Source organism: Neobacillus sp. S1115, from assembly GCF_055385565.1.
This window is the reverse complement of sequence record NZ_AP038275.1, coordinates 2,534,252-2,554,510: the sequence shown is the minus strand read 5'-3', so window position 1 is coordinate 2,554,510 and position 20,259 is coordinate 2,534,252. Positions and strand designations below refer to the sequence as shown.

Here is a 20,259-nt window from a genome sequence, read left to right as displayed (position 1 = left end):
TTTCTAATTTGATTAGGACATCAAAATTTCGGGAATGACATTTTCCGACCAGCCCAATTCAACTGCGATTTTTTCTCGATGATATTCAGGAGATCCAAGATGATTTTCTAAGGAACGGGCGCGCTTTAGGAATAGGTGGCAATCAAACTCCCAGGTAAAACCCATTCCCCCATGATTTTGAATATTTGCCCCAGCAGCTTTAATATAGGCTTCAGAAATAAAGGAACGGGCCATTGATACAGCTTCCGATAATTCTTCAGCATTGTTTTCCGCTGCCCACGAGGCGTAATAGGACAAGGAACGGGAGCTTTCAAGAGCCAGTTTCATATCCACAATGCGATGTTTGACTGCTTGGAAACGCCCGATTGGCTGCCCAAATTGTTGGCGGGTCTTCGCATACTCGGTTGACATCTCCACAACACGCTCAATTCCACCTACCATTGTGGAGGCAAACGCAGCATTTAAATGGTTCAGACCTGTTTCCAAAATGGCCCATCCTTCGTTTTCTATACCTAACAGCTGTGTATTCGGCACCTTTACATCATGAAACGAAACATTGACCAGTTTTCTAGTTTCATCAATGCTTTGCAGTTCCTGCATGGTTAGGTTAGCCTGATTACAATCTACAAAAATCAAGGAAATTCCGTATTCAGCTTGGGAAGTACCGCCTGTCCGGACAGGAACAATAAGTGTATCAACAATGTCTGCATAAGGAACGAGTAGTTTCTTACCTTGCAATACATACTCATTGCCCCGTTGTTCGGCTGTTAGCTGGATAGCAGAAGGCGATAGCTCTCCGCTTTCTTCCAAAAGTGCCAGCGAAAACTTACGCTTTCCAGCGGCAATTTCAGGCAAATACTTCTCCTTCTGTTCCGCTGAACCGTAAGCTTCCAATAGCGGTACGGCAAAAGCCACTGTTTCAGGATAGGGACCCGGCACAACTGTACGGCCCATTTCTTCTAGAATTGGAACTAGTGATAAAGCTCCTAGACCTAATCCTCCATAGGTTTCTGAGATATTAATCCCCATAAAACCAAGGCTGCCTAAACCGTTCCATAAATCTTCAAGAACCTGTTTTTTCCCATTCATATAATTTCGGGGTATCGCCAAATCCCCCTTCGATTCTAAAAATTGTCTGGTTGTTTCTTGAAACATTAATTGTTCTTCATTTAATGCGAAATCCATATAACCACCTCAATTTTTATTCTTTTATATACTCCTGGTAAGCTTTTAATATTTGATATCCTTTGGCAGACCTAGAATTCGTTCACCCACGATATTTTTTTGGATTTCAGATGTTCCGCCCTCAATGGTATAAGCAAATGACCGGAGGTATTCCTGCTGCCAATTTTGGTCGACGGATGCATCCCCCTTCCATAATGTACCGGATGCACCTTGGAGAGATATCGCATACGCCAACATTTCCTGCCCTAATTCACTTGAAGCAAGTTTATCCATCGAACCTTCCGGACCTGGACGTCCTGCACGAATAGTGTTGGTTAAGTGGCGGTAGTAATTGAACAATAGGGCTTTTGTTTTTGTCCGGAAAATGGCAAGATTTTGCCGAACCAGCGGGTCAGCGGCGAGGGGACGGCCATTCTTTTTCATTGATTTTGCTAATTCGACCAATTCCTCAAATTGTTTTTGCAGCCTGAATGTTTGTCTTGCTACCCCCACACGTTCATGACTTAGTAAAATCAAAGAGACTTTCCAGCCTTGATTAACCTCGCCAACGATATCCGCATCATAGGCGATGGCATCATTGAAGAACATTTCATTAAAATCACGGCGATCATTGATTGAACGGATTGTCCGTGTTTCCACGCCCTCCTGATGCATATCAACTAGAAAAGCTGTAATTCCTTCATGTTTTTTTCCGGTATTTTCAGTACGGGCCAGTAAAAAGCAGCGGTCAGCCAAATGAGCATAACTGGTCCAAATCTTTTGGCCGTTGATAATCCATTTATCGCCTTTTTTAACCGCCTTTGTTTGTATGGCAGCGAGGTCGGAACCTGCATTTGGCTCCGAGTAGCCTTGACACCAAATTTCTTCCCCATTTAATATTTTCTCGATATACCGCTCTTTCTGGTAATCGGTTCCAATTTGCAATAGAGTTGGGCCGACCATGGCTGTCCCTATAATATTTAACGCAGGCGGCGCTTTCACCCTTGCCATCTCCTGCTCGTAGATGACTTCCTGCATCAATGATGCACCTCTGCCGCCGTATTCCTTTGGCCAGGAAATTCCGGACCATCCACCCTCTGCCAGTTTTCGATACCAATCTCTCAAAAACGCCGCTTTTTGATTATCGTCCTCCGGAATGACTCGTTTTCCCTCAAGCCATCCTTCAGGCAGGTTTTCCTCTAGCCAAGCTCTTAGTTCTTTTTGAAACGTCAATTCTGATTCTGTGTACGCGAAATCCATTCGATTCAACCCCCATTTCAATTGGTTAATTATCAGGATATAATGAAAAAAATCTTTTTATATTATTTATTGATGTTTGAAGGATGGCGACCGTTTTTCAATAAATGCCTGGACTCCTTCGCGAACATCCTCGGTACCGAATACTTCAGCAAAAAGTTCAGCCTCCAATTCTAATCCATCATCAAGGGAAGTATCGATTCCGTCATTTACAGCTTTCTTTATTCTGCTTAATGCCTGCAAGGAATAGCTGGCCATCTTTTTCGCCATGGAGATGGCTGTCTCTATCCCTTTCCCGCTTTCAACAACTTGATTAACCAATCCAATTTTAAGTGCTTCCTCCGCTGACAAAGGTTCTCCCAAAAACATTAATTCTTTTGCTTTGGAAGGTCCTATTAATCTAGGTAAACGCTGTGTTCCGCCGCCTCCCGGGAAAAGCCCTAATTTGACCTCAGGCAGTCCGATTTTTACATGCCCCTCGGCGATCCGAATATCACAGGTTAATGCCAGTTCACAGCCGCCGCCAAAAGCCAGTCCATTTAGCAACGCAATCGTGGGTTTTGGGATTCGTTCAATAAAGTTCAATACGTCATGCGATTCTAGATTGTTTTTCTTTAATTGCTCTTTTTCCAACCCAAGTGATTGAGGGAATTCCTTGATATCGGCACCTGCCATAAATGCCCTGCTTCCCGCACCTGTTAAAATAGCAGCAATCACTTCGGAATCCTCCGCAATGGCGGTAAAAACCTCACCCAACTCTCTTGTTACCTGCTTGCTTAATACATTCATCGGTGGATTATCAATAGTGACGATGGCAACCCCTGCTAACTTTTCAATATGCACTAATTCTGCCAAAACAAAAACCTCCCTATCTTTTTTAATTTAAGCTTTGACAACGTTTCCATTTATTACAATAATAGCAATTTTTAGATTATTTTACAATTTATTTATTTTTTAAATTTATGTTCAGTTTTTTGTGAATGAATCTTGTTTTCTATATATATCTTTCACTTCGAAGTTTTAGTATAATACTTAAATAGGTTGATTTTTTAGAATAATTAATATACTATTTAAACTAATAGTAAAAAAATAAACTACAATTTAAATAAATAACTTAATTAATCATCATAAAAAGGGAGGGGAGTGAGTCATATGTCTTCATTTAGGGAACAAAAAATAGCAAAGAAAAAAAGGGAAATCCTACGTTCTGCTGCAGCCGTTCTTGCTGAAAAAGGGTACCATGGAACTACTATGGAAGAAATAGCAGCACAGCTTTTGATGACCAAAGGCTCCATGTATTATTATTTTAAAAATAAGGATGATATTCTATATCACTGCCATCAGATGATCATGGAATTGAGTCTTGAAAAAATCGAAGAAGTTGTAAACAGTGATTTAAACCCGATTGAAAAGCTGGAAAGTGCCATTAAAGCCCATATTCTGCTTTCAACAAAAGAAAAATCAATGTTTATGATCATGGATAAGCCATATCAAAAATTTACTGATGATCAATTGAATGAAGTTCTTGATGCCAGAAGAAATTACGCCCATTACTTTGACAAAATTTTAAATGAGGGCATTGAAAAGCAAGTCTTTGAAATTGATGATACAAAAATGGTTCGGATGATTATTCTAAGTGCCATCAACTATATCCAGCAATGGTATAACCAGGATGGTCCCCAAACGGGTGAAGAAATTGCAGAATCTTATGCTTCTAATCTTCTTAAAATGGTCGTTAAGAAAAGTTAAATCGTGGTGAAACCCTCCCTTTCTATTTAAGGGAGGGTTATTTTACTCTCCGAATCACTGATTGTTATAATCCTAGTTGTTTTGCGATAATTACCTTCATGATTTCATTTGTGCCAGCGAAGATAGGCGATACGGCAATGTCTCTGTATCTGCGGGCAATTTCATATTCTTCCATGTATCCGTATCCGCCATGGAGCTGCATGCATTCGTTCGAAATTCTTCTTGCCATATCCGTAATCCACCATTTGCCCATCGAAACCTCAGTTACAATATCCTCACCATTTTGATGTCTGACAATCAATTGATCGACAAAGGTACGGCCTAGCTGAACCTGTGTCGCAATTTCCGCAAGTTTAAATTGGGTGTTCTGAAACTTCCCAATCGGCTTTCCGAAAGCCTCTCTTTCTTTTACATATTTAAGTGTCAATTCCAGCATCCGTTCAGCGGCTACCTGACCGCCAATGGCAGCTAGTATTCGTTCCTGCTGGAGCTTTGTCATCAAATATCTAAAGCCTTTCCCTTCTTCGCCAAGTAAATTGGATACCGGCACTTTTACATCTTCAAAAATGAGTTCGGCCGTATCCTGTGCATGCATACCAACCTTTTTCAATTTTCTTCCTCTGGAAAAACCAGGAGTTCCTCTATCCACTAAAATTAAACTAACTCCTTTGTGCGGCGGATTTGCATACGGGTCTGTTTTGCATGCCACAACAATTAAATCAGAATGTATTCCGTTCGTGATGAATGTTTTTTGACCGTTAATAATATAGGATTCGCCATCTTTTACCGCAGTTGTACTGATATTGGCTAAATCGGAACCCGTTCCCGGTTCGGTCATGGCAATTGCCGTAATAATTTCCCCGCTTACGCAGCCCGGAAGATATTTCTGTTTTTGCTCTTCTGTTCCAAATGATTCTAAATAAGGGACGATGATATTACTATGTGTACTTGGACCAGAAAGACCTCCGCCAATTCGTGCGAGTTCTTCTGCAAGAATAATCGAAAGAGCAAAATCGCCGCCTGCACCGCCGTACTCTTCACTTACAGCAGGACATAAAAAACCACTTTCACCCAGTTTCGTCCAAAATGACCGTGGAACTAGTCGATCCTCTTCCCATTTTTCATAAAATGGTATAGCTTCCTTCTCGAGGAATTTCCGTAAAGAATCCCGGAACATGACATGCTCCTCGGTAAAATAAGGACGGTCTTGTTTCAGCGGATTAAACGCTTTGGTTATGGTCATCTTTAATCCTCCATCTTTTTCAATTAAGTGTTACGTATTTTTTTAAATGTTCCTGTCGCCTTTGCAAAAACATGGCCATTTTCGTCTTCAATAGTACCCTCAGCCGTTACAATGCTTCCGCCTTCCTGGATAATCTTTGCCTTTGCCAGCATCGTTTCTCCATTAGCCACTGGTGCAAAGTAATTGATACTCGTGTTTATTGTAACTATTGGGAGCTTAACCACTGAACGGATCGTTGCACCCATTACAGAATCAAGCAAAGTAAAATACACCCCGCCATGGATAGCCTGATTCACATTTAAATGAGACGGTCTTGTTTCAAGCGAATAAACGACCTTGCCTACCTCGAATTCTGCTAATTTTATCCCCAATAAATTATTAAATGGACTGTTTTCATAGATTTTTCTAATTTCTTCATTTGAATCCACTACCAAATTTTCCACCTCAATTTAAATATTTTCACTAACTCTATTAAACTAACGGCTCATATGGAAAAACATCTTTACTCACTTCAAGCGGAGTAAAGGCAGATTGTAAAGAACCTTTAATCGCGCTAATGCTATCAATTGACCAGCCTTCTGAGTTGTATACGGAACGAACTGGCCGAGGCTGCGAGAAGACCATGATTTCCTTGCCGCGAACACCGAAAATTTGTCCTGATACATCCGCCGATTCATCCGAGCTTAAGAAGGCTACAAGCGGCGCTATATGAGCAGGTGACATCTGCTTTAATTTTTCCACCCTTTCCTTTTCAGTGTCAGTTTCAGTCGGAATTGTACCGATTAATCGGCTCCAAGCAAAGGGGGCCACCGCATTTGCTGTTACATTATAGCGTGCCATATCTAAGGCTGTAATTTTTGTCAGGCCCGCAATCCCTAATTTTGCTGCAGCATAGTTTGCCTGCCCGACGTTACCGATTAAACCGGATGTAGAGGTAAAGTTAATAAATCTTCCTCCTTTTTGTTCTTTAAAAATCGGTGCAGCTACTCTTGTCATGTTGAAGGAGCCTTTTAAATGGACAGCTATAACGGAATCCCATTCTTCTTCACTCATTTTGAAAACCATGCGGTCCCTTAAAATCCCCGCATTATTCACCACAATATCTAACCGTCCAAATTCATTTAATGCTGTTTGAACAATATTGCCGGCATTTTCAAATTCAGCCACTGAATCATAGTTTGCTGCAGCTGTTCCGCCTGCCTCTCTTATCTCCTGGACCACTTCGTCCGCTACTTTTGCGTTATTGCCCTTCCCGTCTGCACCGCCACCCAAGTCATTGACAACTACTTTTGCACCTTCTTTTGCCAATAACAATGCAATCTCCCGGCCAATTCCTCGTCCTGCACCTGTAACAATCGCGACTTTATTTTCTAATTTTTTCATCTTCAGCTCAACCCTTCCATTTTTAAATTTTAATAAATAACTTTCTTCATGAATTCCCTTTCAAATTCTGCTAATAATTTTTCCCGAAATTGCGGATGTGCGATGGAAACTAATTCTTTTGCACGTTCTTGAAGTGATTTTCCAAATAATGAGGCAATTCCAAACTCTGTTACCACATAGTCGATTTCTGACTTTACAGAAGTAACATAAGATGTTCTAACCTTAATTCGTGACTCTGTTCCTCTCTTTGCTGTGGACGGAAGGGCGATAATCGACTTACCGCCCTTAGAAAGTCTTGCACCGTGAATAAAATCCATTTGTCCGCCAACACCAGCTATAGGAACGTTACCGATTTGCTCCGCATTGATTTGGCCAAATAGATCCACTTCCAACGCGGAATTGATTGAATAAAAATTGCTAATGTTGGAGATTACTGCAGCATTATGAGTATAATCTGAGGGGTATAATTCAATAGTCGGGTTATTGTGACAATAGCGGTATAAATCTTCTGTTCCTGTCAGCGTTGTACATACCGTTTTATACCGGTTAATCTCTTTTTGTTCATTTGTTACAACTCCTAAATTGATCAATTCGATTATCGAGTCAGAAATTGACCCAGAATGGATCCCTAGTCCCTTTTTATTTTTTAGAGATAATAGAATACTTTCTGCAATTTTCCCAAGACCCACTTGGATGGTTGCAAAATCGGGGATTAGTTCTGCGACATTTCTGCCAATCGTTTTTTCTTCTTCAGAAAGATTTCCACGAGATAATGTCAGCACTGGTGTGTCAGATAAAACAAATTGATCGATTTCAGAAACATGTACAAGTGTTGCTCCATTTGTAAAAGGAAGATTTCGATTTACTTGAGCTATAACCAACCCCGCACGCTTTATTAATGCTTGTACGGTATCGACCGATAACCCAAGATTACAGTAGCCTTCTTCATTCGGAGGTGTAACTTGTATAAGGGCCACATCAATTTTTTGTGAGCTAAGCCACTTTGGAATTTCTGAAAGATTGACAGGCAAGTAGTCACATGTATTATGTAAAAATGCGCCTTTTAATAGAGGTGAACTTAGAAAAGTCCTTATTTGAAAGTTGGGATAACATGATGAATCAGCATAAATACATGGACTGCCGATCACTGCATTATAAAGAATCACATCTTGTAATCTCTCTTTTTGTAGCACCAACTCCTGAATAAGCCTTTGCGGCTCATTACAAAATGGTGCTAGAAAAACCTTTTGAGATGACTTTATGTTTAAAATAGCCTGTTCTACATTCGTTTGACGATTTCTATATAGGTCTTGCCATGACTGGGGTTCCACCCTTTGTTCACCACCAATAAGCCCAACTCACTTTTCACCTAATCTTTTTCTTTCTCTAGGTTAGATTTCGAATTCTATTACTAATGTCTTCTGCAGCTCTTTTTACTAAGATTCCTTTTAAATGAAGGTCCTCTTTATCGAACTGAGAAGTAAAGCAGATTAATTCAATCGACATTTCAACAGTATTTTCCCCGCTGAATATAGGAGCAGCAATTCCGCCTAATCCCTTAATATACTCTCCGTATGTGATGGAATAACCATTTTCTCTAATAAACTCCATATCCCTTTCGATTGTTTGAACCTCTTCCTCAGAAAATGTTTTTAAGCCCTTTTGCTGTTTTAAGAAGTACTCCCTTTGCTGTTGATCCAGCGGAGCTAGAAAACACATGCCGAATGAACCATCCGTTATGGAAAAATGCCGGCCGACTGATACGCTGACGCCAAAATCGCTTGCTTCCACTTTTGCGACGATTGCCACCTTATCCTCCCCAATTTTATTGACAAGAATAGAAGTCATACCAGTTTCTCTTGTTAGTTTTTCAAGATATGGCATAATAATAGATAAATAGTCCAAGTGCTCTTTGGCTCTTTCCCCGAGAACGACTAAATATGGTCCTAAGGTATATCTCTTTTTGTTTTCTAAGTACCGGACCATTGAAAATTCTTCAAGGCTTTGCAAAATTCGATAGCAGGTCGCTGGATTAAAGGATAAAGCGTTTGCAATCTCGGTAACAGTACTCTCCCGGAAGCGATTACGGCTTAATAATTTAAGAATTTCCATAGCGTTTTCAATTGCTGGTACAGAGTATTTCCGCTTTTCTTTCACCTTTTGATTCTCCATTATTAAACACCCCTGCATATAATTTTATATACAAAAAAATATTGCGTCAACAAAAAGTCATACAATTCTAATAATTAAATTTATTTTTAAAAAAATGTTGATTAAAAATATTTAATGTAGTAACATATGTTTAAATTAAAAATCTGAATATTAGTAATTGTCTATGAAAAGGAGTTTGATTATTCTTTCCTTATAGAGAGCCTGTGGTTGGTGCAAACAGGCAGGAGCAATAATCTGTCTCGCCTTGGAGACTTTCTTCTGAATTAACAGTAGGAAGAACGGGCTGCAAACCGTTATGCATTTGTTTAAGTAATACCTTTACTTACCGAGGCTGTTTCCCAAAGGGATCAGCGAATGAGGGTGGTACCGCGCGAATTGCGCCCCTCAGGTTAAGTGAAGGTATTTTTATTTTTATAAGGAGGGATTAAATATGGAAAAGAGGATTTATTTTTTTGATACTACATTAAGAGACGGTGAACAAACACCTGGAGTCAGCTTTAATTTGGATGAAAAAGTGGAGATTGCCCTAAGGTTAGAAAATTTAGGGATTGATATTATTGAAGCAGGATTTGCTAATGCCTCACCCGGTGATGCCGAGGCAATCAGGGCGGTTGCCAAAGCAGTTTCGGGGCCAATGGTGGTCAGCCTTGCACGCACCAATAAGGATGATATTGATGCTGTTATTAACACCTTGGAGGATATTGATAATACGGGCATACACATCTTTATCGCTACCTCTCCTATCCACCGCGAGCGCAAATTAGGTATGACTAAAGAACAAGTTTTGGAAAAAGCGGTCGAAAGCGTATCCTATGCCGCAAGGCATTTTAAACATATCGAATTTTCCTGTGAAGACGCAACACGTACCGAGCTTGAATTCCTTTCTGAGGTAGCTGAAAAGGTCATTGAGGCGGGAGCAACTGTCTTAAATTTTCCTGATACTGTCGGTTATACAACACCAGAGGAGTATACGAAACTTTTTCAATACGTTCTTGAAAACACAAAGGGTATTGAAAAGGTACGGCTAAGCTGTCATTGCCATGATGACCTAGGGATGGCACTTAGTAATAGCATTGCAGCCATCCAGGCAGGGGCAGTCCAGGTGGAAGGCTGTATTAATGGAATCGGTGAGAGGGCTGGAAACGTGGCCCTTGAAGAAGTGGCAGCACTTTTGGAAACAAGGAAGGATTACTTCAACATCCAGACAGGTATCAAACTTAAAGAAATCGCCAAAACGAGCAAGCTTATCAGCAGGCTGACGGGGATTGCCATTCCTCCCAATAAAGCGGTAATTGGCGGAAATGCTTACTCCCATTCTTCCGGGATACATCAGGATGGCGTGATTAAAGATAAGGCAACATATGAAATCATGACGCCGGAAAGTATTGGTTTTAATGAAACAAAATTAGTTCTAGGCAAGCTATCAGGAAGAAATGCGCTTAAAAAGAGATATGAAGAACTCGGCTATTCGGTAAACGAAACTCAATTAAAAGAGATTTTCAAAAAATACAAGGAATTGGCGGACCGAAAAAAGGATATTTTTGATGAAGATATTATCGCCCTATTGGAAACCCAGCCAAAAAATGCAGTTCCATCTTCCTTTACGTTTAATGACTTTAGCTTACAGATCCTAAATCATAACCAATATCGTGCTTTCGTCAACATCACCGGAGCTGAAAATACCGATATCGAAGGAATTGGAGATGGAAATGGGCCGATTGATGCTATCTACAAAGGAATCGATTCAGCGCTTGGCCTCGAGCTTGAGTTAATTGACTATAAAATCAATTCTATATCAAAGGGAAAAGACTCAATTGGAGAGGTCTTTGTTAAAGTCCGGAACAACGATAAAATGGTTTCAGGAAGAGCGATTAACGTGGATATCATTGTTGCCAGCGCCAATGCCTATATAGATGCTATTAACCGATTAAAGGTTGCAAATGTAAAGACACTAATATAAATGAAAATTCCCCCTTGAAAACCTTCCTTCAAGGGGGAATTTATTTTTAGAGCTAGTTTTTTAAATGTTATTATTTAACTTTAATAGGTACAATCTTACCATTTTCAACCGCTGCAACTTCTAAATCACCATCGAAGCCGCCGCCCTCAAATTTGTTGAAAATATAAACTTTTGCCTCTTCAGGAACATTTTCTACACCTTTTTGCATAGCCGCTTGGATTTTCTCTGCATCATCTACAGAACCGGAAGCCTTCATTGCTTCTGCAAAGATATACATGGCAATATAGTTTAGACCTGCTTCAGAACCTGGAACTTCCTTATACTTCTCTTGGTATTTCTTCACAAAATCAGGAATAACCGGGCTGATTTTAGACTCAGCCAATGGCATTACACCGATTGCACCATTTAACATATCATATGAACCTGTTACTTTCTTCATTTCGTCCATTTTGGCTTGGTCCATCACGATGAAACCACCTTTAAAGCCAAGTTCACGAGCCTGCTTGATAACTTTAGCAGTTGGCTCAGAAGGACCGCCGACAAATAGAACATCTGGCTTTTCTTTCAATGCGTTCGTTACAACTGTAAAGAAGTCTGTTTCTTTTGCAAAGTCAATTGCAGATTCGAAGACAACCTTGCCGCCTTGTTTTTCCCAATAAGGCTTCAGCTTTTCAGACCAATCCTTGCCGTACTGAGAAGCAGTTGGAAGGAACGCGATTTTCTTACCGAATTTCTCCATTTCATACTCTGTAAATGGCTTTAAATAACCATCGTAACGTGGAGGAATACGTACAGTCAGCTTATTGCCAACTTCAGATACTTTCGGTTCACTTGTGTAAGCACCAATGATGAATTTATCCTGCTGGTTGAAAACCTGCATTGCAAATACGCCGCCGCTGTGTGGAGTGAAGATGATTGGCGTCTTGTTTTCCTGAAGCAATCTCTTTGCGTTTGCACCTGTTTCGTTTGGCAGGTATTTATCGTCAAGAGAGACAATATTAAACTTGTACTTTTTGCCGCTAACTTCGATACCGCCAGCACCGTTAAGTTCTTCTACTGCCATTTTAACGCCGTTCAATGTACGCTCGCCGTAGAACGCAGCAGGTCCGCTTAATGGCCCAGAGTAACCAATGTTAATCGTTCCAGCATCCCCGGATTTGCTGTCTCCGCCGCCTGAAGCAGACTTATTTCCAGCAGTCTTCTCGCTTGTGCTGTTACAAGCGGCAAGGCTGAATATCATTACGAAAGTAAAAATTAACATAAATACCGATTTCATTTTTTTCATTGGTTTTCCCCCTAAAAATTTTTTGGAAATTTTGGACAGAGAATTAATCGTTTAATCTGAAGACCACCCCCTTTTAGAGATTGGAAAACTAATTAAGATTTCCGGATCCAGCGTTAGAGCTTAAGATCAACACCGCTGGACCCGCATTTTTATGCACCGATGTAGGCTTTTCTTACCTCATCGTTAGCAAACAATTCTGCAGACGTACCTTTAAGGACAATTGTTCCGTTTTCAAACACGTAGCCTTTATCAGCGATTTTTAACGCTGCATTGGCATTTTGTTCGGCTAATAGAATAGTTGTTCCCTCTTTATTAATTTTTTGGATAACCTCAAACATTTGTTCAACGACTAATGGAGCCAGACCAATCGAAGGCTCGTCCAATAACATTAGCTTCGGCTTTGACATGAGTGCTCTGCCGATGGCCACCATTTGCTGCTGTCCTCCGCTCAAAGAACCAGCTGGATCGTGGCGCTTGTCCTTTAAAATCGGGAACAATTCATACACATGCTCCAGCGAGTGCTTGATTTGATCTTTCTTCCGGCGATGGACATAAGCACCCATTTTTAGATTTTCTTCCACAGACATGGCATGAAATAGCTTTCTTCCTTCCGGGCACTGGCCAATTCCCCATGCAACTGTTTGGTCGGCAGACGCCTTATTTAAATTCTTGCCTTCAAAAATAATCTCACCTGTTGATGGTTTGTTAAGGCCGCTGATGGCCCGGAAAGTTGTACTCTTTCCGGCACCATTTGAGCCTAACAATACAACGATTTCACCCACATTTACCTCAATATTAATGTCATGAACGGCAGTAAAGCTTCCGTATTTGACAGAGACATTATCAAGTTTAAGCACTGGCACTCCCTCCCAAATAAGCCTTAATGACCGTCTCGTTATTACGAATTTCATCCGGTCTTCCTTCGGCGATTTTTTCACCGTAGTTAAGGACCATGATTTTATGGGCTATTCTCATGATCATTTGCATCTTATGTTCAATCAAACAGACCGTAATCCCTTTATCGACCATCTTCTGCATTAATTCAGCCAGGCCATCTGTTTCGCTTGGATTCACCCCGCCGGCAGGCTCGTCAAGAAAGACGATTTCCGGGTCAGTGGCAAGTGCTAACGCGAACGCTGTTCGTTTCTTCTCTTCCTGTGTTAACCCCCCGGCCAGTTTACCTGCTAAATGCTCTAAACCAACGAATTCAAGGACTTCCATCGCTTTATCACGACATTGTTCCTCTTCCTTCTTGAGCCTAGAAGTTCTCAATATAGCATCAAAGAGATTGGATTTTGTACGCAAGCGATGCCCGACAATAACATTGTCCAACACGGTTGCTTGGTCAAAAAGATTGGTGGTTTGGAACGTCCGTGCTACCCCAAGTTCAGCTATTTTATTGGAAGGCAGTTTAGTAATATCCTGGCCTTTGAAAATAACTTGACCTGAGCTTGGACTATGGAAGCCGCTAATTAAGTTGAAAAATGTAGATTTTCCTGCACCATTGGGACCAATGATGGCATTGATCTTTCCTTTTTCAACCGAGAAATCGACATTGTTGACTGCCACGTTGCCGCCGAATTTTTTTGTCAGGTTTTTTGTCTCTAAAAAAATCATGCCTACCCCTCCTTAACCTGATTTTTAGCCCGCAGGTCGCTTTGAATATACGATTCCTTCTTGTCTGCCAGCTGCTTTTCTTTCTTGGCCATGCGCTTTCGGTAGATGTCTGTGACGCCGCCAACGATTCCGCGCGGATAAAAAATAACGAGCAGCGTTAGAAGTGGTCCGAAAATGAGCATGCGGTACTGCTGAAAATCCTGTAGCATCTGTGAAAGCCAAATAACAAGCAAAGTCCCGATAATTGGACCGGTAAGTGTTCCGATACCACCAACAATAAGGTAGGTTAGCAAATCAAAGATAATCGCAATATTACCGATATCTGGGCCGATGAAACGTACAAAGGATGCATACAAAGCGCCGGAAAGGCCAGCAAAAAATGTAGATAAAACAAAGACTGTTAATTTATTTCTTCCCGTTGAAATCCCAATTGTCTGTGCTAAATCTTCACTATTTCGAATCGCAATGTACGATCTTCCAGACAGTGAATGAATAATTCGGTACATAACCAAAATGACGAGGAGAAGGAAAAATAATACCAGGTAATAATGTGATTTTTCCGTCTCGAATGTAATTGGGCCAAAGCCTTGAGGTGCAGGAATTCCAATCAGACCACGAACACCCTCTGTTAAACTTTCCCATTTGTCAATCACGAGATAAATAATATAACCTAAGCACAATGTGTAGATTGCGAAAAAGTGCTCTTTCGTTCTCAGGGCAATCAAACCTACAATTAATCCTAGGATACTAGTAATCAACAGCGATAAGACAAAAGCAAGCCAGAAACTCATATGGGCTTTTACTGTTAAAATCCCCAAACCGTATGCTCCGATTGCAAAGAATCCTGCGTGTGCCAATGAAAGATAACCGGTATAGCCTGCGAGCAAGTTAAGTCCATAAACCCCAATCATCCAAATAAACGCCAGAGTCATTACGTGGATCAAATAGGTATTTGTTGTTATTAACGGAAACACAAGAGAAACCAATACTAACAGAATGATAATATTTCTTTTGTTAAATAGCGCTGACATTAATGTCCCCCCTTTGAAAACAATCCGGTTGGTTTAACCGTAAGAATGATAACGAGGATAAAAAAGGCAATAATGTCCTTATAGTCATTTGAAATGTAAGTCGCTCCCAAGCTTTCGCTGAAACCTATGATATAACCTCCGACAATAGCACCTGGGATACTGCCCATTCCACCAAGAATAATAATGACAAACGCTTTTAAGATAACTAGCTGCCCCATCCCTGGGAAAACTAGATTGATTGGTGCCGATATGGATGCAGCGATAGCTGCAAGTCCACCTGAAATCATAAAGGTCAACATGGCTACCCGCGTTGTATTGATCCCAACAAGGCTTGCACCTTCACGATTCTGCGACATCGCAATGATCGTTGAACCGGTATAAGTTTTTCTTAAGAAAAGGTTTAATAGAATCATAACGATAACCGCAGCGACTACAATTAGAATTCTCTGCATCGTAAGTGTTAAGCCAAAAACTTCAACAACTTGTCCATATGGTGATGGCATGCTCTGGTATTCTGCTCCCCAGGTATATTGTGCGAAAGCTTCTAGGAATAAGAGGATACCTATGGCAGCAATTTTATCTTGGATTGGCGGCGATTCCCGAAGAGGGTAAAAGACCAGCCTTTCCATTAAGACACCAATAATACCGACAACAATAATTGAAACAAAGATTGCAATCCAGTAATTAAGTCCGAATTTGGTCATCATGGTTAGCGTTATGTATCCGCCCATCATGTATAGTGCACCATGAGCAAAGTTTGGAATGTGCAAAATCCCATAAACTAGGGTTAAGCCCAAAGCTACCAGTGCGTAAACACTCCCTATGGTTAAACCGTTAAACAACTGCTGAATAAGAATATCCATTGCTCTCCTCCTTTGTTTTAGTTAGTATAATTTTTTCAAGAGGTGCCTTCTCTAATGTCAGCCCTCTTGATCATAAACGTTTTAATGGACCTGATTCTGAACCTTTTCATTTTCTTCCTCCTGAAGGGTGCGCCAGAGAATTTTGCCGCTGGAGGTCATTGGAAACACCTCTCTGAACTCAATCATGCGTGGATATTTATAGGCGGCCATGTGATGCTTGGACCACTCGATAATTTCATCCTCGCTGACTTTGCCTTCATACCCTTCATTTAAGATGACGAAGGCTTTTACGTTTTCCCCTCTTCTAGGATCTGGTACTCCCACGACGCAAGCTTGCTGAATAGCAGGGTGCTTGTAAAGGTATGACTCAACTTCAGTTGGCCATACCTTGAATCCGGAGGCATTAATCATGCGTTTAACACGATCGACCATAAAGAAATATCCATCTTCATCAAAACGGCCAATATCCCCAGTACGGAAAAACCTTTTCCCATCAATCTCAAGGTATGCTTCCCGGTTTTCGTCATCGCGGTTATAGTAGCCAACCATTACCTGCGGTCCATTGACAATAATTTCACCGACTTCACCGACACCAAGTTCCTTTCCAGTTGACGGCTCAATAATTCTAGCATCGACATCATAGGAAGGGATTCCAAGACACTGCATTTTTGGTCGATTCGGCGGATTGAAATGGGTCTGGGCAATCGTTTCTGAAAGACCGTAGCCTTCGACAAATCGCAATCCCGTCAGGTTAAATAATTTTTCACCAACCGCTTCTGGAAGAGCTGCTCCTCCACCAGCAAGATAGGTTAAGGACGCAATGTCCTCCACCTTCAGATTTGGATTGGCAAGAAAATCGACAATCATGGTAGCGATTGTGACCCAATGGGTGCAGCCTAAGCTCTTTATTAGTTCCACTGCTGCATCCCGATTCCACCTCGTCATAATGACCATCATACTGCCGCTGAAAATTGGCATGTGCATGCTGTGCACCATACCCGTCACATGGAAAAGCGGCAAGGTCATCAGATGGATGGCATTTGGTGTTGTAGAGGACCAGTGGTAGCAGCCTACAGTATTCGCATTGACTGACCGGTTAGTATGCATACAACCTTTTGGAAGACCTGTTGTCCCTGATGTGTAGGGCATAACAGCCAAATCGTCACCTTTTGCCGTATGTTCCGACGGAGTGAGATTTGCCTGAATCGCATCAACCCAGTTGTAATGATTAGGATTGTTCACCACTAATCTTGGTGCCTCCACCTCTTTTGGAAGCATTTTTTCAAAGCCTTCACCAATATAATCTGAATAGGCTGCAAGGAGCAGGTGCTCCAAGGAGGTTTTTCCTAACAGGGGCTGAACTCGGTCTAAGAGTTCTTGTCCGGCGATTGCTGTTTTAATTCCGCAGTCGCGAATGTAAAATTCCAGTTCATCCGCAACCAGCATTGGGTTAATTGGGACTACAACAGCGTTGGCCCTTAAAATGGCGTAGAAACCAATCACAAATTGCGGGGAATTTTGCATAAAGAGCAGGACTTTGTCCCCTTTTTTTACGTCTAACTTATGCTCTAAGTATCCGGCCAGGGCATTTACTTCTTCATCTAATTGCTGGTAAGTCAATTTATTCCCATAGTAGAAGATAGCATCCTGATCAGGATATCGGCTTGCACTTACTCTAAGATTGTCATAGAGTGAAGTGGCAGGGACATTCAATGATTTTGGGATATTTGGCCAATGTTGATAATGAAGAGTTAACAATCTCGATCTCTCCTTTTGCAAGAATGCTAGATGTTAGGTGTGTAAACGCTGTCATTGCTTATTCCGTTTAAAATAAGGTCAAGAAATATATCCGCAACCCTTTCTTCAGGGACTTCTCCCTCCGGGTTGAACCAATAATAGCTCCAGTTGGTCATGCCAAGGATAGCCATTGTTATTATATCGGCGCGGCCCTTTTGGAGGATTCCTTGTGTAATACCTTCTTCAATTAATTTTTGGACATTATGACGAAATGCGCTTCGTTTTTCCTTGATTTCTAGGAAATTATCTCTGCTTAAATGCCGCATTTCTCTGGTAAATATCCGGGCACTTCTCAGTTCGATTCTAATGGTGCTAATCTGCATTAAGATAATCTCATGCAGTTTTTTGGCAAAATCGTACGAAGAATTATTCATAATTTCTTCCTGCTGTTTGATTATTGACTCAATATACAACAGGTGAATTTCCTTTAACAATTCCTCTTTACTGCTGAAATAATAATAAAATGTACCCTTTGTTACACCAAGTTCCTGGACAATATCCTGTACCGAAGTTGACTTAAACCCGTTTTTATCGAATAGTAAAATCCCCGTCTCCATTATCTTTCGCTTCATCGGTTTATCCTTTCAGCATTAAAACCAAAGTGCTGCTGTAGTGGAATATGGTAGGTGGCGTCTGACACCAAGATTGACTTTTCCCCTTTCAATAAGGCGTTTGGTCAAGTTTGGTGCCTGACACCTAGATGAGTACCACCACAGTCAGTACCTTGTTTTTATTCGCTCTCGATGATTGTTGCGATTCCTTGGCCGCCGCCAATGCAGGCAGTGATAAGGGCATATCTTCCGCCGGTGCGTTTTAGTTCGTAGCAGGCTTTGGTGACGAGGATGGCACCTGTTGCTCCCAGCGGGTGGCCATGGGCGATGGCCCCTCCGTTAACATTGACTTTTTCCATATTCATTTCAAGCTCGCGGTTGCAAGCAATTACTTGAGCGGCAAAAGCTTCATTGATTTCGATTAAGTCCATGTCTTCTATGGATAATCCTGATTTTTCAAGAACCTTTCTAACAGCCGGAACAGGGCCGATTCCCATGATATTCGGGTCAACACCGGCGACTGCATAGTGACGGATAACCGCTAGTGGAGTTAAATTTAATTCCTCTGCTTTTTCCCGTGACATGATAACTAAGGCCGATGCAGCATCATTTAGGCCTGAGCTGCTGCCTGCTGTGACTGTTCCATCTTGGAGGAATGCTGGCGGAAGCTTTGCCAAACCCTCAATGGTCGTTTCCGGCCTTGGATGCTCATCACTATTGAAAACAATCGGCTCACCTTTTCTAACAGGTATAGTGATAGGAACGATTTGCTCATCAAAGCGTCCTTCCTCCATGGCAGCTTTCATACGTTGCTGGCTTTGGAGCGCGAATGCGTCCTGCTCTTCCCGTGTAATATTGTATTTTTTCACGAGATTTTCGGCCGTAATCCCCATTGGCGGATCGCCTATTTCTTTAGGAGAGAGCTGCGATTTCCGGAAACTTGGAGGATTCGCACCATACGGTTTTTCCGGCCGGTCCATCAAGTAAGGAGCACGGCTCATACTTTCTGTTCCGCCGGCAATATAGATATCTCCATCCCCAGCTTTAATTGCCTGGGCTGCTAGATTAATAGCATTAATTCCAGATCCACACTGCCTATCGACTGTCACGCCCGGAATTTCGATGGATAGTCCCGTTTGCAATGCAGTTAATCTCGCAATATTTCCACCGCCTGATAAAACATTTCCCAAAAAAACGTCGTCTATCATGTCAGGCGTGATATTTGCCCTTTTAACTGCTTCTTTAATTACTTCAGCTCCAAAAACATGTGCTGGAACGCTCGCTAGTGCGCCTCCCTGTCTGCCAATGGCAGTTCTAACTGCCGAAACAATGACAGCATCTCTTTTCATTAAGCAAATCCCCTCCTGCTTTTTTATATTTACGATTCTATTGATTTCTTACATTACATGTGAGCCGCCGTCTACAACGACGATATCCCCGGTTACAAAGTCCGAAGCACGCGATGCCAGGAACAACGCTACACCTTTCATATCTGTATCAGTCCCAAACTTACGTAATGGAGTGCCTTCTAAGATGGCTTCACCACCAGCATCAAGCAGCCCTTTTGACATTTTTGTTGGGAAGAATCCCGGTGCAATTGCATTAACATAAATACCATGCTGGCCCCATTTCACAGCTAAATCCTTTGTGAAGGTAATAACTGCCCCTTTGCTAGCGTTATAGCCAATTGCATTCATGTATTTTGGGTTCGACCCCTGAAGCCCAGCGACAGAAGCAATATTAATGATTTTGCCGCCCTTTTGTTCGATCATCACTCTTCCGACTGCCTGGGACATTAAGAAGGTTCCGGTAACATTCGTATTCATTACCTTATTCCAAGCCTCAAGCGGCATTTCCTCGACAGGCGCTCCCCAAGATGCACCGCTGTTGTTGACAAGAATGTCGATGCGTCCGAATTTTTCCATTGTTCGTTCCACAACGTTTCTAACATCTTCAGGATTGGAGACATCACATTTTAATGCTAGACTCTCGACTCCAATCTTTTTTAAGCCTTCACTTACTTCCTCACAGGCCTCAAGTTTACGGGAACAGACCACTACATTGGCGCCTGCCTCCGCAAATCCTTCAGCAATTTGCTGCCCAAGACCTCGGCCGCCGCCTGTTACAATGGCGACTTTACCTGTTAAATCAAAAAGCTCTTTAACATGCATCTATTTTTTCCTCCTA

Annotated in this window: 19 protein-coding genes and 1 other annotated feature; of the genes, 2 read left to right on the top strand and 17 right to left on the bottom strand. The window is 41.6% G+C overall.

What is annotated here, in order from left to right; genetic code table 11:
* Nucleotides 1-12: 12 nt before the first annotated feature.
* From ACZ5B7_RS12400 to ACZ5B7_RS12390, 3 genes are all read right to left on the bottom strand, one after another.
* A complete protein-coding gene (locus ACZ5B7_RS12400; RefSeq protein ID WP_464493956.1) occupies nt 13-1,185 on the bottom strand; it encodes an acyl-CoA dehydrogenase family protein in 1,173 nt (390 codons plus the stop codon).
* 45 nt (nt 1,186-1,230) lie between these two features.
* Nucleotides 1,231-2,424, bottom strand: coding sequence for an acyl-CoA dehydrogenase family protein (locus tag ACZ5B7_RS12395; RefSeq protein ID WP_464493955.1), 1,194 nt, complete (start codon nt 2,422-2,424; stop codon nt 1,231-1,233).
* Nucleotides 2,425-2,490: 66 nt separating this feature from the next.
* Nucleotides 2,491-3,276, bottom strand: coding sequence for an enoyl-CoA hydratase (locus ACZ5B7_RS12390; RefSeq protein ID WP_464493954.1), 786 nt, complete (start codon nt 3,274-3,276; stop codon nt 2,491-2,493).
* A gap of 297 nt (nt 3,277-3,573) precedes the next feature.
* Between ACZ5B7_RS12390 and ACZ5B7_RS12385 the strand changes: the two genes are divergently transcribed.
* Nucleotides 3,574-4,170 carry a TetR/AcrR family transcriptional regulator gene (locus ACZ5B7_RS12385; protein ID WP_213115925.1) on the top strand — a complete coding sequence of 199 codons (597 nt, stop codon included), beginning with the start codon at nt 3,574-3,576 and terminating at the stop codon, nt 4,168-4,170.
* Nucleotides 4,171-4,234: 64 nt separating this feature from the next.
* Here ACZ5B7_RS12385 and ACZ5B7_RS12380 read toward each other — a convergent pair whose 3' ends face one another.
* From ACZ5B7_RS12380 to ACZ5B7_RS12360, 5 genes are read right to left on the bottom strand one after another with little or no spacing between them, the layout of a single operon-like run.
* A complete protein-coding gene (locus ACZ5B7_RS12380) occupies nt 4,235-5,413 on the bottom strand; it encodes an acyl-CoA dehydrogenase family protein (protein WP_464493953.1) in 1,179 nt (392 codons plus the stop codon).
* Between the two features lie 23 nt (nt 5,414-5,436).
* A complete protein-coding gene (locus ACZ5B7_RS12375; RefSeq protein ID WP_464493952.1) occupies nt 5,437-5,841 on the bottom strand; it encodes a PaaI family thioesterase in 405 nt (134 codons plus the stop codon).
* A 43-nt stretch (nt 5,842-5,884) separates the two neighbouring features.
* Nucleotides 5,885-6,796: an SDR family NAD(P)-dependent oxidoreductase gene (locus ACZ5B7_RS12370; RefSeq protein WP_464493951.1), complete on the bottom strand. Its 912-nt coding sequence runs from the start codon at nt 6,794-6,796 to the stop codon at nt 5,885-5,887.
* A gap of 29 nt (nt 6,797-6,825) precedes the next feature.
* Nucleotides 6,826-8,127: an acetyl-CoA hydrolase/transferase family protein gene (locus ACZ5B7_RS12365; protein ID WP_464493950.1), complete on the bottom strand. Its 1,302-nt coding sequence runs from the start codon at nt 8,125-8,127 to the stop codon at nt 6,826-6,828.
* Between the two features lie 55 nt (nt 8,128-8,182).
* The gene (locus ACZ5B7_RS12360) at nt 8,183-8,968 is read right to left on the bottom strand and encodes an IclR family transcriptional regulator (protein WP_464493949.1); all 786 of its coding nucleotides are present in this window, start codon (nt 8,966-8,968) and stop codon (nt 8,183-8,185) included.
* 154 nt (nt 8,969-9,122) lie between these two features.
* Nucleotides 9,123-9,356: a binding site (T-box leader), on the top strand.
* A gap of 42 nt (nt 9,357-9,398) precedes the next feature.
* On the opposite strand from ACZ5B7_RS12360, the gene ACZ5B7_RS12355 reads away from it, so the two are divergent.
* Nucleotides 9,399-10,928: a 2-isopropylmalate synthase gene (locus ACZ5B7_RS12355; protein ID WP_464493948.1), complete on the top strand. Its 1,530-nt coding sequence runs from the start codon at nt 9,399-9,401 to the stop codon at nt 10,926-10,928.
* A gap of 70 nt (nt 10,929-10,998) precedes the next feature.
* On the opposite strand, the gene ACZ5B7_RS12350 is transcribed toward ACZ5B7_RS12355, so the two are convergent.
* The 9 genes from ACZ5B7_RS12350 to ACZ5B7_RS12310 form a co-directional block, all read right to left on the bottom strand.
* A complete protein-coding gene (locus ACZ5B7_RS12350) occupies nt 10,999-12,213 on the bottom strand; it encodes an ABC transporter substrate-binding protein (RefSeq protein ID WP_464493947.1) in 1,215 nt (404 codons plus the stop codon).
* Between the two features lie 149 nt (nt 12,214-12,362).
* Nucleotides 12,363-13,070, bottom strand: a complete 708-nt coding sequence (locus ACZ5B7_RS12345; RefSeq protein WP_464493946.1) for an ABC transporter ATP-binding protein — start codon at nt 13,068-13,070, stop codon at nt 12,363-12,365.
* Complete coding sequence (locus ACZ5B7_RS12340; protein ID WP_213140393.1) at nt 13,063-13,830, bottom strand: ABC transporter ATP-binding protein; 768 nt, start codon at nt 13,828-13,830, stop codon at nt 13,063-13,065. Before ACZ5B7_RS12340 ends, ACZ5B7_RS12345 begins: the two co-directional genes overlap by 8 nt.
* Nucleotides 13,831-13,832: 2 nt before the next feature.
* On the bottom strand, nt 13,833-14,861 hold the full coding sequence (locus ACZ5B7_RS12335) for a branched-chain amino acid ABC transporter permease (protein ID WP_213140394.1): 1,029 nt from the start codon (nt 14,859-14,861) through the stop codon (nt 13,833-13,835).
* On the bottom strand, nt 14,861-15,724 hold the full coding sequence (locus ACZ5B7_RS12330; RefSeq protein WP_213140395.1) for a branched-chain amino acid ABC transporter permease: 864 nt from the start codon (nt 15,722-15,724) through the stop codon (nt 14,861-14,863). Before ACZ5B7_RS12330 ends, ACZ5B7_RS12335 begins: the two co-directional genes overlap by 1 nt.
* 81 nt (nt 15,725-15,805) lie before the next feature.
* On the bottom strand, nt 15,806-17,482 hold the full coding sequence (locus ACZ5B7_RS12325) for a long-chain fatty acid--CoA ligase (RefSeq protein WP_423802078.1): 1,677 nt from the start codon (nt 17,480-17,482) through the stop codon (nt 15,806-15,808).
* A gap of 26 nt (nt 17,483-17,508) precedes the next feature.
* Nucleotides 17,509-18,093, bottom strand: coding sequence for a TetR/AcrR family transcriptional regulator (locus ACZ5B7_RS12320; protein ID WP_423802077.1), 585 nt, complete (start codon nt 18,091-18,093; stop codon nt 17,509-17,511).
* A 158-nt stretch (nt 18,094-18,251) separates the two neighbouring features.
* Entirely contained in the window at nt 18,252-19,421 is a 1,170-nt protein-coding gene (locus ACZ5B7_RS12315; RefSeq protein ID WP_464493945.1) for a thiolase family protein, read from the bottom strand.
* 48 nt (nt 19,422-19,469) lie between these two features.
* Nucleotides 19,470-20,243, bottom strand: coding sequence for an SDR family oxidoreductase (locus ACZ5B7_RS12310; RefSeq protein WP_213140399.1), 774 nt, complete (start codon nt 20,241-20,243; stop codon nt 19,470-19,472).
* Between the last annotated feature and the right edge of the window lie 16 nt (nt 20,244-20,259).

Bases quoted from the DNA above. Each gene is read 5' to 3' on its own strand.
- ACZ5B7_RS12335 (WP_213140394.1), bottom strand. From the start codon at position 14,861: ATGTCAGCGCTATTTAACAAAAGAAATATTATCATTCTGTTAGTATTG.
- ACZ5B7_RS12380 (WP_464493953.1), bottom strand. From the start codon at position 5,413: ATGACCATAACCAAAGCGTTTAATCCGCTGAAACAAGACCGTCCTTAT.
- ACZ5B7_RS12360 (WP_464493949.1), bottom strand. From the start codon at position 8,968: ATGGAGAATCAAAAGGTGAAAGAAAAGCGGAAATACTCTGTACCAGCA.
- ACZ5B7_RS12370 (WP_464493951.1), bottom strand. From the start codon at position 6,796: ATGAAAAAATTAGAAAATAAAGTCGCGATTGTTACAGGTGCAGGACGA.
- ACZ5B7_RS12330 (WP_213140395.1), bottom strand. From the start codon at position 15,724: ATGGATATTCTTATTCAGCAGTTGTTTAACGGTTTAACCATAGGGAGT.
- ACZ5B7_RS12315 (WP_464493945.1), bottom strand. From the start codon at position 19,421: ATGAAAAGAGATGCTGTCATTGTTTCGGCAGTTAGAACTGCCATTGGC.
- ACZ5B7_RS12320 (WP_423802077.1), bottom strand. From the start codon at position 18,093: ATGAAGCGAAAGATAATGGAGACGGGGATTTTACTATTCGATAAAAAC.
- ACZ5B7_RS12340 (WP_213140393.1), bottom strand. From the start codon at position 13,830: ATGATTTTTTTAGAGACAAAAAACCTGACAAAAAAATTCGGCGGCAAC.
- ACZ5B7_RS12400 (WP_464493956.1), bottom strand. From the start codon at position 1,185: ATGGATTTCGCATTAAATGAAGAACAATTAATGTTTCAAGAAACAACC.
- ACZ5B7_RS12395 (WP_464493955.1), bottom strand. From the start codon at position 2,424: ATGGATTTCGCGTACACAGAATCAGAATTGACGTTTCAAAAAGAACTA.
- ACZ5B7_RS12385 (WP_213115925.1), top strand. From the start codon at position 3,574: ATGTCTTCATTTAGGGAACAAAAAATAGCAAAGAAAAAAAGGGAAATC.
- ACZ5B7_RS12355 (WP_464493948.1), top strand. From the start codon at position 9,399: ATGGAAAAGAGGATTTATTTTTTTGATACTACATTAAGAGACGGTGAA.
- ACZ5B7_RS12310 (WP_213140399.1), bottom strand. From the start codon at position 20,243: ATGCATGTTAAAGAGCTTTTTGATTTAACAGGTAAAGTCGCCATTGTA.
- ACZ5B7_RS12350 (WP_464493947.1), bottom strand. From the start codon at position 12,213: ATGAAAAAAATGAAATCGGTATTTATGTTAATTTTTACTTTCGTAATG.